This window comes from Nocardioides nematodiphilus, from assembly GCF_020216525.1.
In the GTDB taxonomy this organism is placed as follows: Bacteria; Actinomycetota; Actinomycetes; order Propionibacteriales; family Nocardioidaceae; genus Nocardioides; species Nocardioides nematodiphilus.
The window spans coordinates 472,069-485,636 of record NZ_JAIWOY010000002.1; the positions used below are offsets into that span (position 1 = coordinate 472,069).

10 protein-coding genes are annotated in these 13,568 nt (G+C 71.1%); 6 read left to right on the forward strand and 4 right to left on the reverse strand.

Going from position 1 to position 13,568, the window contains the following annotated elements; genetic code table 11:
• Window positions 1-3: 3 nt before the first annotated feature.
• The gene (glgP, locus tag KSO98_RS05335) at window positions 4-2,613 is read right to left on the reverse strand and encodes an alpha-glucan family phosphorylase (protein ID WP_225283962.1); all 2,610 of its coding nucleotides are present in this window, start codon (window positions 2,611-2,613) and stop codon (window positions 4-6) included.
• Window positions 2,614-2,738: 125 nt separating this feature from the next.
• Here glgP and KSO98_RS05340 point away from each other — a divergent pair, with 125 nt between their 5' ends.
• On the forward strand, window positions 2,739-3,650 hold the full coding sequence (locus KSO98_RS05340) for a hypothetical protein (RefSeq protein WP_225283963.1): 912 nt from the start codon (window positions 2,739-2,741) through the stop codon (window positions 3,648-3,650).
• Here the strand turns inward: KSO98_RS05340 and KSO98_RS05345 are convergent.
• Genes KSO98_RS05345 through KSO98_RS05355 form a run of 3 tightly spaced genes read right to left on the reverse strand, consistent with a single transcriptional unit; the run spans window position 3,647 to window position 5,081 of the window.
• A complete protein-coding gene (locus KSO98_RS05345; protein WP_225283964.1) occupies window positions 3,647-4,048 on the reverse strand; it encodes an arsenate reductase ArsC in 402 nt (133 codons plus the stop codon). The two genes, KSO98_RS05340 and KSO98_RS05345, sit on opposite strands and share 4 nt — an antisense overlap.
• Window positions 4,045-4,728: an aquaporin gene (locus tag KSO98_RS05350; protein WP_225283965.1), complete on the reverse strand. Its 684-nt coding sequence runs from the start codon at window positions 4,726-4,728 to the stop codon at window positions 4,045-4,047. Before KSO98_RS05350 ends, KSO98_RS05345 begins: the two co-directional genes overlap by 4 nt.
• A complete protein-coding gene (locus KSO98_RS05355) occupies window positions 4,725-5,081 on the reverse strand; it encodes an ArsR/SmtB family transcription factor (RefSeq protein WP_225283966.1) in 357 nt (118 codons plus the stop codon). Before KSO98_RS05355 ends, KSO98_RS05350 begins: the two co-directional genes overlap by 4 nt.
• 45 nt (window positions 5,082-5,126) lie before the next feature.
• Between KSO98_RS05355 and KSO98_RS05360 the strand changes: the two genes are divergently transcribed.
• From KSO98_RS05360 to glgB, 5 genes are all read left to right on the forward strand, one after another.
• Entirely contained in the window at window positions 5,127-6,473 is a 1,347-nt protein-coding gene (locus KSO98_RS05360; protein WP_225283967.1) for an FAD-dependent oxidoreductase, read from the forward strand.
• Between the two features lie 84 nt (window positions 6,474-6,557).
• The gene (locus tag KSO98_RS05365) at window positions 6,558-8,558 is read left to right on the forward strand and encodes an alpha-1,4-glucan--maltose-1-phosphate maltosyltransferase (protein ID WP_225283969.1); all 2,001 of its coding nucleotides are present in this window, start codon (window positions 6,558-6,560) and stop codon (window positions 8,556-8,558) included.
• Window positions 8,555-10,285 carry a maltose alpha-D-glucosyltransferase gene (gene treS, locus KSO98_RS05370; RefSeq protein WP_225283971.1) on the forward strand — a complete coding sequence of 577 codons (1,731 nt, stop codon included), beginning with the start codon at window positions 8,555-8,557 and terminating at the stop codon, window positions 10,283-10,285. Before KSO98_RS05365 ends, treS begins: the two co-directional genes overlap by 4 nt.
• Complete coding sequence (locus KSO98_RS05375; RefSeq protein ID WP_225283973.1) at window positions 10,282-11,676, forward strand: maltokinase N-terminal cap-like domain-containing protein; 1,395 nt, start codon at window positions 10,282-10,284, stop codon at window positions 11,674-11,676. Before treS ends, KSO98_RS05375 begins: the two co-directional genes overlap by 4 nt.
• Window positions 11,676-13,565 carry a 1,4-alpha-glucan branching protein GlgB gene (gene glgB / locus KSO98_RS05380; RefSeq protein WP_225283975.1) on the forward strand — a complete coding sequence of 630 codons (1,890 nt, stop codon included), beginning with the start codon at window positions 11,676-11,678 and terminating at the stop codon, window positions 13,563-13,565. The genes KSO98_RS05375 and glgB overlap by 1 nt, the downstream gene beginning before the upstream one ends.
• The last annotated feature ends 3 nt before the right edge of the window (window positions 13,566-13,568 follow it).

The window sequence follows — 13,568 nt, forward strand, 5'->3', positions numbered from 1 at the left end:
GCCCTAGGCGAGCGCGACCAGTCCCAGCTCGGCCGGGGTGGCGAGCCGGACGTGGCGCGGCACCACGCGGACGGTGTAGCCGAAGCCGCCGGCACGCTCGAGGGTGAGCGAGCCGCCGAAGCAGTACCGACCGCCGTCGTAGCTCTCGGTGAGTCCCAGCGCGGTGGTGGTGCGCTCGACGATCAGGTCGCTCTCGTCGGTACGACCGTGCACCAGCTGCACCTCGACGTCGTCGGGCGTCAGGTCACCCAGCGCGACATAGGCCCGCACCCCCAGCACGCCGCCCACCTCGGGGTGGCGCGGCGCGACCCCCTCGACGTGCTCGACGCGCACGTCGCGCCACCCGCCCCGGACCCGCTGCTTCCACTGGGCCAGCTCCCGGGCGCAGGCGAACCTGGCGGAGGCGTCCGCGGCGTCGGCGTCGACCAGCGCCCGGCGCGACTCCGCGGCCGGCACGTAGAGCTCCCGCACGTACTCGCGCACCATCCGGGTGGCGAGCACCTTCGGGCCCAGCGAGGTCAGGGTGTGGCGCATCATCTCGACCCAGCGCACCGGCACGCCGTCCTCGTCACGGTCGTAGAACCTCGGCGCGACCTCGTGCTCGATCAGGTCGTAGAGGGCAGCGGCCTCGAGGTCGTCACGGCGATCGGGGTCGCCGGCCACCGCGGGCTCGTCGACGGACGGGATCGCCCAGCCGTTGGCGCCGTCGTACCACTCGTCCCACCAGCCGTCGAGGATCGACAGGTTGAGGCCGCCGTTCAGCGCCGCCTTCATCCCGGAGGTGCCGCAGGCCTCGTACGGGCGCAGCGGGTTGTTCAGCCAGACGTCGCAGCCCGGATAGAGCGGCTGCGCCATCGCGATGTCGTAGTTGGGGAGATAGACGATCCGGTGCCGCAGCTCGGGATCGTCGGTGAGCCGGACGACGTCCTGGATCAGCTTCTTGCCGCCGTCGTCGGCAGGGTGGGCCTTGCCCGCGATGACGAGCTGGACGGGGCGCTGCGGATCGGTCAGGAGCCGCTTGAGCCGCTCGGGGTCGCGCAGCATCAGCGTGAGCCGCTTGTACGAGGCCGCGCGCCGCGCGAAGCCGATCGTCAGCACGTCCGGGTCGAGCGCCTGCTCCACCCAGCCCAGCTCGGCGGCAGCCATCCCGCGCTTGAGGTTCGAGGCGCACAGCCGCCGGCGGGCGTCCTCGACCAGGCGGGCGCGCAGCGTCCGCTTGAGCGAGAAGACCCGCTCGGCCGGGATCGCCTCGATGGCGGCGGCGAACGCCTCTGCGTCCTGGGCGTCGGCATCGGCTCCCGTCTCGGCGCCCAGGGCGAGCAGCTCACGGGCCACCCAGGTCGGGGCGTGCACGCCGTTGGTGATGGAGCCGATCGGCACGTCGGACTCGTCGAAGGCCGGCCAGAGCCCGTTGAACATCTCCCGGCTGACGTGGCCGTGCAGCTGCGAGACGCCGTTGGCGCGCTGCGCGAGCCGGAAGCCCATCACCGCCATGTTGAAGACGCCGGGGTCGCCGCCTTCGTAGTCCTCGGCTCCGAGGGCCAGCAGCCGGTCCAACGGCACGCCGGGCACGGCGCCGGAGCCCTCGGCGAAGTACTGCTCGACCAGGGTCCGCGGGAAGCGGTCGATGCCGGCGGGCACGGGCGTGTGGGTGGTGAAGACGGTGGAGGCGCGCCCGATCTCGAGGGCGGTGTCGAGGTCCAGCCCCGGACCCTGCGGGTCGACCGTCAGCTCGCGGATGCGCTCGATGCCGAGGAAGCCGGCGTGGCCCTCGTTGGTGTGGAAGACCTCGGGTGTCGGGCAGCCGGTGATCCGGCTGTGCACCCGCAGCGCCCGGACGCCACCGACGCCGAGGAGGATCTCCTGGCGCAGCCGGTGCTCGGAGTTGCCGCCGTACAGCCGGTCGGTGACGCCACGCAGGGTCTCGGTGTTCTCCTCGACATCGGTGTCGAGCATCAGGAGCGGCACCCGGCCCACCGAGGCGACCCAGATCCGCGCGGTCAGGTGCTGGCCGTCCGGCAGGTCGATGCCGATCGTGGCGCGGGTGCCGTCGGCCTCGCGCAGGGCGGCGATCGGCAGCCCGACCGGGTCCAGCAGCGGGTAGGCCTCCTGCTGCCAGCCCTCCCGGGAGAGCGACTGGCTGAAGTAGCCGTGCTTGTAGAGCAGGCCGACGCCGACGATCGGGACGCCGAGGTCGCTGGCCGCCTTGAGGTGGTCGCCCGCCAGGATGCCGAGGCCGCCAGAGTATTGCGGCAGGGCCGCGGCCACGCCGTACTCGGGTGAGAAGTAGGCGATGGAGCGCGGGCCCTGCGCCATCTCGCGCTGGTACCAGCGGTCCTCCGTCAGGTAGCGCTCCAGGCCGCGTCGCGCGTCACCGAGGCGGGCGAGGAAGGCCTCGTCGCCCGCGAGCACGCCGAGCCGCTCACGCGAGACCTGGCCCAGTAGCCGCACCGGGTCGTGCTCGACGCTCTCCCACACCTCGGGGTCGACGGCAGCGAAGACGTCCTGCGTCGGTGGGTGCCAGGACCAGCGGAGGTTGCCGGCGAGCACGCCGAGCGCCGAGAGCGGCTCGGGGAGGACGGGACGGACCGTGAAATGACGGATCGCTCGCATGTCCTCGAACGTAACGCTGAAGACGGATGGGCAACACCCCGAAGGTGACCAGGCCGCCCGCCGATTACCTGTGGGTAACCTGCGGTCTTCCCGTGAGCCGCACCCCAGGAAGGGAGAGCACCACCATGTCGTCTCTCGGCCATACCGATCACACGCCCGGCGCGGGCATCCACATCCCGTCGGGGCTGGAGGGGCGCGCGACCGCGCCGCTGCTGCGCGTCATGCTCGGACTGACGGCGGCCGCGGCGGCGTTCATCGGCCTGATCGCCTTCGTGGGCGGGCTGATGGCCGGCGGCCGACTGACGTGGTTCTCCTGGACGATCGAGAGCCCCGTGACGGCCGCGCTGCTCGGTGCCGGCTTCATCGGGGCCGTGCCGATGCTGCTGCACTGCGTCACTCGGGTGCTCTGGGAGGAGATCCGGGTTCCGGTCATCGCCGTCGCCTCGGTGCTGACCCTGATGACCGTCGTCACCATCGGCGACATCGGCCGTACGGGGGTCACGACCGGCAGCATCATGGACCCCGCCTTCCTGCTCGGCGCGGCCTGGCTGCTCGGTGTCGGCGGCCTCACCCTCGGCACGCTCGCCGCGCTCTGCCTCCAGCTCTTCGAGCCCGCGCTGCCGCTGCGCCGGCTCGCCGCACTCCCCCGCTGGACCCTGCCGCTGATCGCCCTGGAGGGCACCGGACTGGCAGGGCTCGGCTTCGGGCTCCTCGCCACGCCGCGCTTCTGGGCCCAGCAGATGCCGTGGCGGATGAACGCGATCGACGCCCGGATGATCGGCGCCTGGTGTCTCGCCCTGGGTGTGGCACTGCTCGCGGCACTGGTCGAGGACGACCTGGTCCGGGTGCGGGGCGGCCTGCTCGGCGTCACCGGCATCGGCACCCTCGCGCTCGTCGCGCTCGCCGTGCGCCACCGCCAGGTCGACTGGTCCGGCTGGGCGGCGTGGAGCGGCCTCGCGCTGATCGCGGGCATGACCGCGACCGGTTTCGTCGGCGGCATGCTGGCACGCCGCGCCGTTGCGGTCGCGAAGGCCTAGCCGAGCTCGGCGAGCAGCGCCCGGACCCGCGCCTCGATGGCGTCACGGATCGGGCGTACCGCCTCGAGGCCCTGGCCGGCGGGGTCGTCCAACGGCCAGTCCTCGTACCGGGTGCCCGGGAAGTAGGGGCACTCGTCGCCGCAGCCCATCGTGATCACCACGTCAGAGGCCTGCACGGCCTCGTCGGTGATCACCTTGGGCTGCTGGCCGGCGATGTCGATGCCGACCTCGGCCATCGCCTCGACGGCGACCGGGTTGATCCGGTCGCCCGGCATCGAGCCGGCCGACAGGACGCGTACGCGGTCCCCGCCGAGCTCGCGCAGGAAGCCGGCGGCCATCTGCGAACGGCCGGCGTTGTGGACGCAGACGAAGAGGACGGTGTGCTGCGACTCGCTCATCGGGACTCCCGGGGCTGGGTGGTGGACTGCGGTTGCAGGAAGCGGATCAGGCCGTACGCCAGTGCGCCGCCGACCGCCTGGGCGGCGATGAAGGCCGCCACGCTGGCCGGCGCGATGCCCGCGAAGGTGTCCGACAGCATCCGCGCGATCGATACCGCCGGGTTGGCGAACGACGTCGAGGAGGTGAACCAGTAGGCCGCCACGATGTAGCCGGCCACGGCGACCGCCACCGACTCGAGGTGCGTGCGGCGCAGGGCGCCGTGGATGACCAGCATCAGGCCGATGGTCGCGATGACCTCGGCGAAGAGATGCGCCGGCGAGGCCCGGTGGTGCGTCGCCCAGGTGACGGCCGGCAGCTCGAACATGAGGTTGGCCGCGATCGCGCCCAGCACGCCGCCAACGACCTGCGCCACCACCAGGAGGACCGCCTCGGCCAGCCAGATCCGGCCCAGTGCCATCTCGACGAGGGTGACGACCGGGTTGAAGGCCGCCGACACCGAGCCGAAGGCGATGATGAGGGCGATCAGCGCGCCACCGGTCGCCAGCGAGTTCTCCAGCAGCTGCAGGCCGACATCGTCGGGCGAGAGCCGCTGCGCCATCACGCCGGAGCCGATCACGGCCGCGACCAGGAAGCCGGTGCCGAGCAGCTCGGCGACGCCACGTCGCCACAGGTACGTCATGCGCCGACCCCGCCGAGCAGGGCCGCGACGTCGGCGAGCGCCTCGCGCCGCACCGCGTAATAGACCCACGTGCCCCGCTTGCTGCGGTCCAGCAGGCCCGCCTCGTGGAGCACCTTGAGGTGGTGGCTGATCGTCGGCTGGGAGAGGTCGAAGGCCTCGTTGAGGTCGCAGACGCACGCCTCGCCGGACTCGTGCGCGGCCACCAGCGAGAGCAGCCGCAGACGTACGGGATCGGCGAGGGCCTTGAGCAGCGGCGAGATCCGCTCGGCGGTCTCGGCGCTCATCGGCTCGGCGAGCAGCGGTGAGCAGCACGCGACCGCCTCGACCGCCGTCAGCTCCCATGACTTCGACATATATCCATATTGACAGACATCGATGTATCGCCGCAAGATCGGGACATGACCGGTCTTCCCGTCATCGTGATCGGCGCGGGCCCCCAGGGCCTGGCCGCGGCCGCCCACCTCCTCGAGCGCGGCCTCGAGCCGCTCGTCCTCGAGGCCGGCGACGGCCCCGGTGCCGCCGTGCGCGAATGGGGCCACGTCCGACTGTTCTCGCCGTGGCCCGAGCTGGTCGATCAGGCCGCCGCCCGCCTCCTCGAGCCGGCGGGTTGGCAGACCCCCGCGACCGGCTACCCGACCGGTGCGGAGTGGGTCGAGCGCTACCTCGCTCCGCTGGCCGCCGCCCTCGGCGAGCGGGTCTGGTACGACACCCGCGTCACCGGCGTCTCGCGCAAGGGCCGCGACCGCCTGGTCGACGCCGCCCGGGGCGAGCAGCCCTTCACCGTGCACGTCACCGACGGCGCCGGCACGGAGCTGCGGCTCGAGGCGCGCGCGGTCATCGACGCCTCGGGCACCTGGACCACGCCGAACCCGGCCGGCGCCGATGGCCTCCCGGCGCTCGGCGAGCGCGTCCACACCGACCTCATCTCGTACGGCGTGCCCGACAGCGGCGACGCCGGGCGGTTCGCCGGCCGCCACACGGTCGTCCTCGGCGCGGGCGACTCCTCGCTCAACGCGATCATCGAGCTCGACCGGATCGCTCAGGCCCACCCCGGCACCCGGATCACCTGGGCCGTACGCCGCGGCAGCGCCGGCAACGCCTTCGGCGGCGGATCCGCCGACCAGCTTTCGCAGCGCGGCGCGCTCGGCATCCGGGCGCGGCAGGCCGTCGACGAGGGCCGTGTCGACGTGGTGGCCGGCTTCCGCGTCGAGGCCGTCGAGCGCGTCGTGACCGATGCCGGCGACCGGATCGTCCTCGTCGCCGAGGACGGTCGCCGCCTCTCCCCCGCGGACACGCTCGTCGTGCTGACCGGCTTCCGCCCCGATCTGTCGTTCCTCTCCGAGATGCGGCTCGACCTCGACCCCACCCTCGAGGCGCCGAGGGCGATCGCCGCCGAGATCGACCCGAACCTGCACTCCTGCGGATCGGTGCAGGCCACCGGTGCCCGCGACCTCGCCCACGCCGGCGAGCCGAACCTCTACCTGGTCGGCATGAAGTCGTACGGCCGGGCGCCCACGTTCCTCGCCATGACCGGCTACGAGCAGGTGCGATCGGTCGTCGCGATGCTGGCCGGCGACGTCGGGGCCGCCGAGCGGGTGGAGCTCGTCCTGCCCGACACGGGGGTGTGCGGCGGGTCGGGGCTCTACGACGACCCCGAGGGCGCCTCCGCCGGCGGCTGCTGTGCGCCCGCGCCGGCCGCACCGGTGGAGCTGCTGACGATCGGCCGTGCCCCGATCACGCTGTGACGGAAGCCTCACGGACGAGGCGCATGTTCGATTGACCACGCCCGCCCTCGCATAGGTCGACCCGGGTCTGGTTAGTTGGTACCCATGGTCGGACGCATCCCCGTCATGGACGTCATGCCCGTGGTCGACCGCGGGCGTCAGCCCGCGAAGGCGACCCTCGGCGAGCCCTTCCCGGTGCGGGCGACCGTCTTCCGGGAAGGTCACGATCGGCTCGGCTGCGAGGTGGTCGCGATCGATCCGTCCGGGAGGCGAAGGCCGCCCGTGCGGATGGAGCAGATCGCCCCAGGCACTGATCGGTACGAGGCCTGGATCACTCCCGACGCCGAGGGCGCGTGGAGCTTCGAGGTCCAGGCCTGGTCGAGCCCGCTCGGCACCTGGTTCCACGACGGCCCCATCAAGATCCGCGCCGGCGTCGACGTCGAGCTGATGTACACCGAGATCCGGCTGCTGCTGGAGAAGGTCGCCTCGGCAGGCGGGCTGAAGGAGCGCGAGCTGGACGCGATCGCGGCCGGCATCGAGGCCGCGCTCGACACCCGCCGTCCCGACGAGGCCCGCCTCGCCGTCCTCGAGGACCCGACGCTGATCGCCGTCCTGGAGAGCCGCGCGATCCGCGACCTGCTCACGGTCGAGGGCCCGTTCCCGGCGTACGCCGATCGCCGGCGCGCGCTCTTCGGCAGCTGGTACGAGTTCTTCCCCCGCTCCGAGGGAGCGACCACCGACCCGAAGACGAAGCGGCTGCTCAGCGGCACCTTCCAGACCGCCGCCAAGCGGCTCGACGCGGTCGCCGGGATGGGCTTCGACGTCATCTATCTGCCTCCGATCCACCCGATCGGCGAGGTCAACCGCAAGGGCCCCAACAACGCGGTGATGAACCCGCCCGGCCCGGCGCCGGCCGACTGGGCCGGCAGCCCGTGGGCGATCGGCTCCAAGCACGGCGGCCACGACGCCATCCACCCCGACCTGGGCACCTTCGACGACTTCGACGCCTTCGTCGCCCGCGCCAAGGAGCTCGACCTCGAGGTCGCGCTCGACCTGGCGCTGCAGGCCGCGCCGGACCACCCGTGGGTGAAGACGAACCCGGAGTTCTTCACCACCCGCGCCGACGGCACCATCGCCTACGCGGAGAACCCGCCGAAGAAGTACCAGGACATCTACCCGATCAACTTCGACAACGACCCCGAGGGGATCTACGCCGAGGTGCTGCGGGTGGTGCGGCTGTGGATGGGCCACGGCGTGCGGATCTTCCGCGTCGACAACCCGCACACCAAGCCGCTGGCCTTCTGGGAGCGGCTGCTCGCCGAGGTCCGCTCCACCGACCCCGACGTGCTCTTCCTGTCCGAGGCGTTCACCCGTCCGGCGATGATGCACGGACTCGGGGCGATCGGCTACCACCAGTCGTACACGTACTTCACCTGGCGCACCGAGAAGACGGAGATCGAGGACTACCTCCTCGAGGTGTCCTCGGAGTCGGACCACCTGCTGCGGCCGAACTTCTTCGTCAACACCCCCGACATCCTGCACGCCTTCCTGCAGTACGGCGGGCCGGCCGCGTTCAAGATCCGCGCCACTCTTGCGGCGATGTCCTCGCCCAGCTGGGGCGTCTACGCCGGCTTCGAGCTGTACGAGCACGTCGCGGTGCGCCCCGGCTCGGAGGAGTACCTCGACTCCGAGAAGTACCAGATCCGCCAGCGGGACTGGGCGGCCGCGGAGGCGGAGGGCCGCAGCCTGGCGCCGTACCTCACGCTGCTCAACCGGCTGCGGCGCGAGCACCCGGCGCTGCAGCTGCTGCGCAACATCACGATCCACCACTCCGATGACGACCACACGCTCTGCTTCTCCAAGCGCGCGACCCTCCCCGACGGCAGCGAGGACACCGTGATCGTGGTGCTCAACCTCGATCCGCACGCCGCCCGAGAGAGCGTGGTCCGACTCGACCTCGCCGCCCTCGGGCTGTCCGACGGCGCGGCCTTCAGCGTGCACGACGAGATCTCCGGGCAGGATTGGACCTGGGGTCGGGACAACTACGTCCGGCTCGATCCCGGACACGAGCCAGCACACATCCTCACCGTCAGGAGCATGTCTTGAACGAACCCATCCACAGCGAGCCTGGGTCGTCGGTCCTCGGCCACCAGCCCGAGTGGTTCAAGACAGCGGTGTTCTACGAGGTGCTCGTCCGCTCCTTCAAGGACTCCAACGGTGACGGCACCGGAGACTTCAAGGGCCTGACCGAGAAGCTCGACTACCTGCAGTGGCTCGGCGTCGACTGCCTGTGGCTGCCGCCGTTCTTCCCCTCCCCGCTGCGCGACGGTGGGTACGACGTCGCGGACTACTGCGGCGTCCTGCCCGAGGTCGGCACGGTCGACGACTTCCACGCCTTCCTCGACGCCGCCCACGAGCGCGGCATCCGGGTGATCATCGACTACGTCATGAACCACACGAGTGATCAGCACCCGTGGTTCCAGGCCTCGCGGGAGGACCCCGAGGGCCCGTACGGCGACTTCTACGTCTGGTCCGACACCGACGAGCGCTACGAGGACGCCCGGATCATCTTCGTCGACACGGAGCCGTCCAACTGGACGTGGGACCCGGTGCGCCAGCAGTACTTCTGGCACCGCTTCTTCAGCCACCAGCCCGACCTGAACTTCGACAATCCGGCCGTGCACGACGCGATGATCGACGGCCTGCGGTTCTGGCTGGACATGGGCATCGACGGCTTCCGTCTGGACGCGGTGCCGTACCTCTACGAGCGCGACGGGACCAACGGCGAGAACCTGCCCGAGACCCACGAGATGCTCAAGAAGGTCCGCAAGATCGTCGACGACGAGTACCCGGACCGGATCCTGCTGTGCGAGGCCAACCAGTGGCCCGCCGACGTGGTGGAGTACTTCGGCGACCCGGACCTCGGTGGCGACGAGTGCCACATGGCGTTCCACTTCCCGGTGATGCCGCGCATCTTCATGGCCGTGCGCCGTGAGTCGCGCTACCCGATCTCGGAGATCCTGGAGCAGACCCCCGAGATCCCGTCCGGCTGCCAGTGGGGCATCTTCCTGCGCAACCACGACGAGCTGACCCTCGAGATGGTCACCGACGAGGACCGCGACTACATGTGGGGCGAGTACGCCAAGGACCCGCGGATGAAGGCCAACATCGGCATCCGCCGCCGGCTGGCTCCCCTGCTCGACAACGACCTCAACCAGATCGAGCTCTTCACCGCGCTCCTGCTCTCGCTGCCCGGCTCGCCGGTGCTCTACTACGGCGACGAGATCGGCATGGGCGACAACATCTGGCTCGGTGACCGCGACGGCGTACGCACGCCGATGCAGTGGTCCGGGGACCGCAACGCCGGCTTCTCCACCGCCAACCCCGGCAAGCTCGACCGGCCCCTGGTGATGGACCCCGTCTACGGTTATCAGGCGGTCAACGTCGAGGCGCAGATGGAGGACCAGTCCTCGCTGCTGCGCTGGACCCAGCGGATGATCCACGCCCGCAAGCTGCACCCGGCCTTCGGCCTGGGCACGTTCCACGACCTGGGCGGCTCGAACCCGTCGGTCCTGGCCTACAGCCGCGAGCTGGAGAACCCCGACGGCAGCACCGACATCATCGTCTGCGTCAACAACCTCTCGCGGTTCCCGCAGCCGACCGAGATCGATCTGCGCCGCTTCGAGGGCAAGCAGCTCGTCGAGGTCCTCGGCGGGGTTTCCTTCCCCTCCATCGGGGAACTGCCTTACCTGTTGACCTTGGGCGGCTACGGCTTCTACTGGTTCCGTCTCGTCGATCCGGTGGAGCCGGCTGAGGAGGGAGAGCTGCTGTGAGCGTCGATACGAGGATCTTCGCCGACTACCTGACCCGGACGCGCTGGTTCGCCGGCAAGGGCCGGTCCTTCGAGATCGGCCAGGTCCGGGTGCTCGGCGAGGTGCCCTGCCGCGCCGACGAGGGCCCGTCCGTCGTGATCCACCTCGTCGAGGTGCGCTTCACCGACGACGAGGCCGGGAGCGAGCTATACCAGGTGCCGCTCGCCTTCTACGAGCAGCCGCAGGGCCGTCTCGACCACGCCTTCGTCGGCTGGTGGGAGGACGACGAGCGTGGGTGGGTGCACGCCTACGACGCGCTGCACGACCGCGAGGCGATGGCCTGCTGGCTGCGCTCCTTCGACGAGGGAGCAACCAGCGACGCGCTCGAGTTCCACCGCCTCCCTGGGCACGACCTCGACCTGAGCACGCACTCCACGCTCTTCGCCGGCCAGCAGTCGAACTCCTCGGTCGCCTACGGCGAGGACTCGATCATGAAGGTGTTCCGGAAGGTCACGCCGGGGATCAACCCCGACATCGAGATCCACGAGGTGCTGACCAAGGCGGAGAGCACCCACATCGCCGATCTGTACGGCTGGGTGGAGGGCACCGCAGACCTCGGCAGCGGCCCCGAGACCCTGCATCTGGCGATGCTGCAACGCTTCCTGCGGACCGCCACCGACGGCTGGGACCTGGCGCTCGCGTCGGTGCGCAACATGTTCGCCGAGCCCGAGGTCCACGCCTCGGCCTCCGGCGGGGACTTCGCCGCCGAGGCGGCGCGGCTCGGGGAGGCGCTCGCCGAGGTGCACCGCGACCTGGTCGCGCACTTCCCGGTGACCACGGCCTCGGCCACCGACCTGGCCGCGGGCATGACCGAGCGCCTGGAGGCCGCGATCGCGGCGGTCCCGGAGCTGGCCCCGTACGACGGCGCGCTGCGATCGGTCTTCGCCAAGGTGGCCGATCTGGGCGAGATCCAGGTCCAGCGCATCCACGGTGACCTGCACCTGGGCCAGACGCTGCGCACGTCGCTGGGCTGGAAGTTCGTCGACTTCGAGGGCGAGCCGGCCAAGCCGCTGCTCGTACGCTCGCTGCCGGACTCGCCGTGGCGCGACGTCGCGGGCATGCTGCGCTCCTTCGACTACGCCCCGCACGTGGTGATGCACCAGTTCCCCGACCTCGACCCCGAGGTCACCACCGACCTCGAGACGCTGCTCCACCAGCGGGTCGAGGAGTGGGCGCATCGCGCCCGCAACCACTTCCTGGTCGCCTACGGGGGCGACCTCTCGGACGAGCAGCGACTCCTGCTCGACGCGTACGTGGCCGACAAGGCCGTGTACGAGACCGTCTACGAAGCGCGCAACCGCCCGACGTGGATCGACATCCCGCTGGCGGCGGTAGCGCGGATCGGAGCCTGATGCCCAACGAATCGCACACCGTGTCCGCGCACGGCCTCGGCGAGATCGACATCCACCTGATCAACGAGGGCCGCCACGAGCAGCTCTGGGACGCCCTCGGCGCGCACGTCAGCGCCGAGGGGACCCACTTCGCCGTCTGGGCGCCCAACGCCCAGGAGGTGCAGGTCGCCGGGGAGTTCAACGACTGGACCGGTGCCGCGCACACGATGACGCGCCTGGGCACGTCGGGGGTCTGGGAGATCTTCGTGCCCGGCGTCGGCAGCGGCGCCCACTACGCGTACATGGTCCGCGGGGCCGACGGCGAGTGGCGCGCGAAGGCCGACCCGATGGCCCGCTTCGCCGAGGTGCCGCCGGCGACCTCGTCGCGGACGTGGGCGTCCGAGTACGAGTGGGGCGATCAGGCCTGGCAGGAGAGCAAGGGCGAGCGGCAGCGGATCGACCGGCCGATGTCGGTCTACGAGGTGCACCTGGCCTCGTGGCGCCGCGGGCGCAGCTATCGCGACCTGGCCGACGAGCTGGTCGGCTACGTCTCCGACCTGGGCTTCACCCACGTCGAGCTGATGCCGGTGATGCAACACCCGTTCGGCGGCAGCTGGGGCTATCACGTGACCGGCTACTTCGCGCCGGACAGCCGGTTCGGGACCCCGGACGACTTCCGGTATCTCGTCGACCGGCTGCACCAGGCCGGCGTCGGCGTCATCCTCGACTGGGTGCCGGGCCACTTCGCCACCGACGAGTGGGCGCTGGCGCGCTTCGACGGCACCCCGCTGTACGAGCACCCGGACCCGCGCAAGGGCTGGCACGCCGAATGGGGCTCGCACATCTTCGACTTCGGCCGGCCCGAGGTGCGCAACTTCCTGTACGCGAACGCCGCGTACTGGCTCGAGGAGTTCCACGCCGACGGCCTGCGCGTCGACGGCGTCGCCTCGATGCTCTACCTGGACTACGGCCGCAACGCCGGCGAGTGGCTGCCCAACCGCCACGGCGGGCACGAGCACCTCGAGGCCGTCGAGTTCCTCCAGGAGATGAACGCGACCTCCTACAAGCGCACCCCCGGCATCACCACGATCGCCGAGGAGTCGACCGCTTGGCCCGGCGTCACCGCGCCCACCGACGGCGGCGGGCTCGGCTTCGGCTTCAAGTGGAACATGGGCTGGATGCACGACACGCTCTCCTACCTGAAGCACGACCCCGTGCACCGCTCCCACCACCACGGCGAGCTGACCTTCGGCCTCTCGTACGCGTGGTCGGAGAACTACGTGCTACCGCTGTCGCACGACGAGGTCGTGCACGGCAAGGGCTCCCTGCTGCGCAAGATGCCCGGCGACCGGTGGCAGCAGCTGGCCACCCTGCGGGCCTACTACGCCTTCATGTGGGCCCACCCCGGCAAGCAGCTGCTCTTCATGGGCTGCGAGATCGCCCAGGAGTCCGAGTGGGCCGAGTCGCGCGAGCTGGATTGGTGGCTGCTGGACCACCCCGAGCACCTGGGGATGCACCGCACGGTCAAGGAGCTCAACGCGCGCTACCGCGAGACCCCCGCGCTGTGGGAGCAGGACGGCTCGCCGGAGGGCTTCGGCTGGCTCGTCGGCGACGACGCGGCCAACAACGTCCTCGCGTTCGTCCGGTACGGGTCCTCGAGCGATGCGGAGCCGCTGGTGTGCGTCACCAACTTCTCCCCGGTCCCGCGCCACGGCTATGTCATCGGCCTGCCGTCGACCGGCACCTGGGAGGAGGTGCTCAACACCGACGCCGAGACCTACGGCGGCTCCGGCGTGGGCAACCTCGGTGCGGTCGAGGCGACCGACGAGCCGTCCCACGGCCAGCCGGCCAGCGCCTCGATCACCATCCCGCCGCTCGGCACGGTCTGGCTGCGCCCCGCCGCCTCCTGACGC

Bases quoted from the DNA above. Each gene is read 5' to 3' on its own strand.
- glgP (WP_225283962.1), bottom strand. From the start codon at position 2,613: ATGCGAGCGATCCGTCATTTCACGGTCCGTCCCGTCCTCCCCGAGCCG.
- KSO98_RS05340 (WP_225283963.1), top strand. From the start codon at position 2,739: ATGTCGTCTCTCGGCCATACCGATCACACGCCCGGCGCGGGCATCCAC.
- KSO98_RS05345 (WP_225283964.1), bottom strand. From the start codon at position 4,048: ATGAGCGAGTCGCAGCACACCGTCCTCTTCGTCTGCGTCCACAACGCC.
- KSO98_RS05350 (WP_225283965.1), bottom strand. From the start codon at position 4,728: ATGACGTACCTGTGGCGACGTGGCGTCGCCGAGCTGCTCGGCACCGGC.
- KSO98_RS05355 (WP_225283966.1), bottom strand. From the start codon at position 5,081: ATGTCGAAGTCATGGGAGCTGACGGCGGTCGAGGCGGTCGCGTGCTGC.
- KSO98_RS05360 (WP_225283967.1), top strand. From the start codon at position 5,127: ATGACCGGTCTTCCCGTCATCGTGATCGGCGCGGGCCCCCAGGGCCTG.
- KSO98_RS05365 (WP_225283969.1), top strand. From the start codon at position 6,558: ATGGTCGGACGCATCCCCGTCATGGACGTCATGCCCGTGGTCGACCGC.
- glgB (WP_225283975.1), top strand. From the start codon at position 11,676: ATGCCCAACGAATCGCACACCGTGTCCGCGCACGGCCTCGGCGAGATC.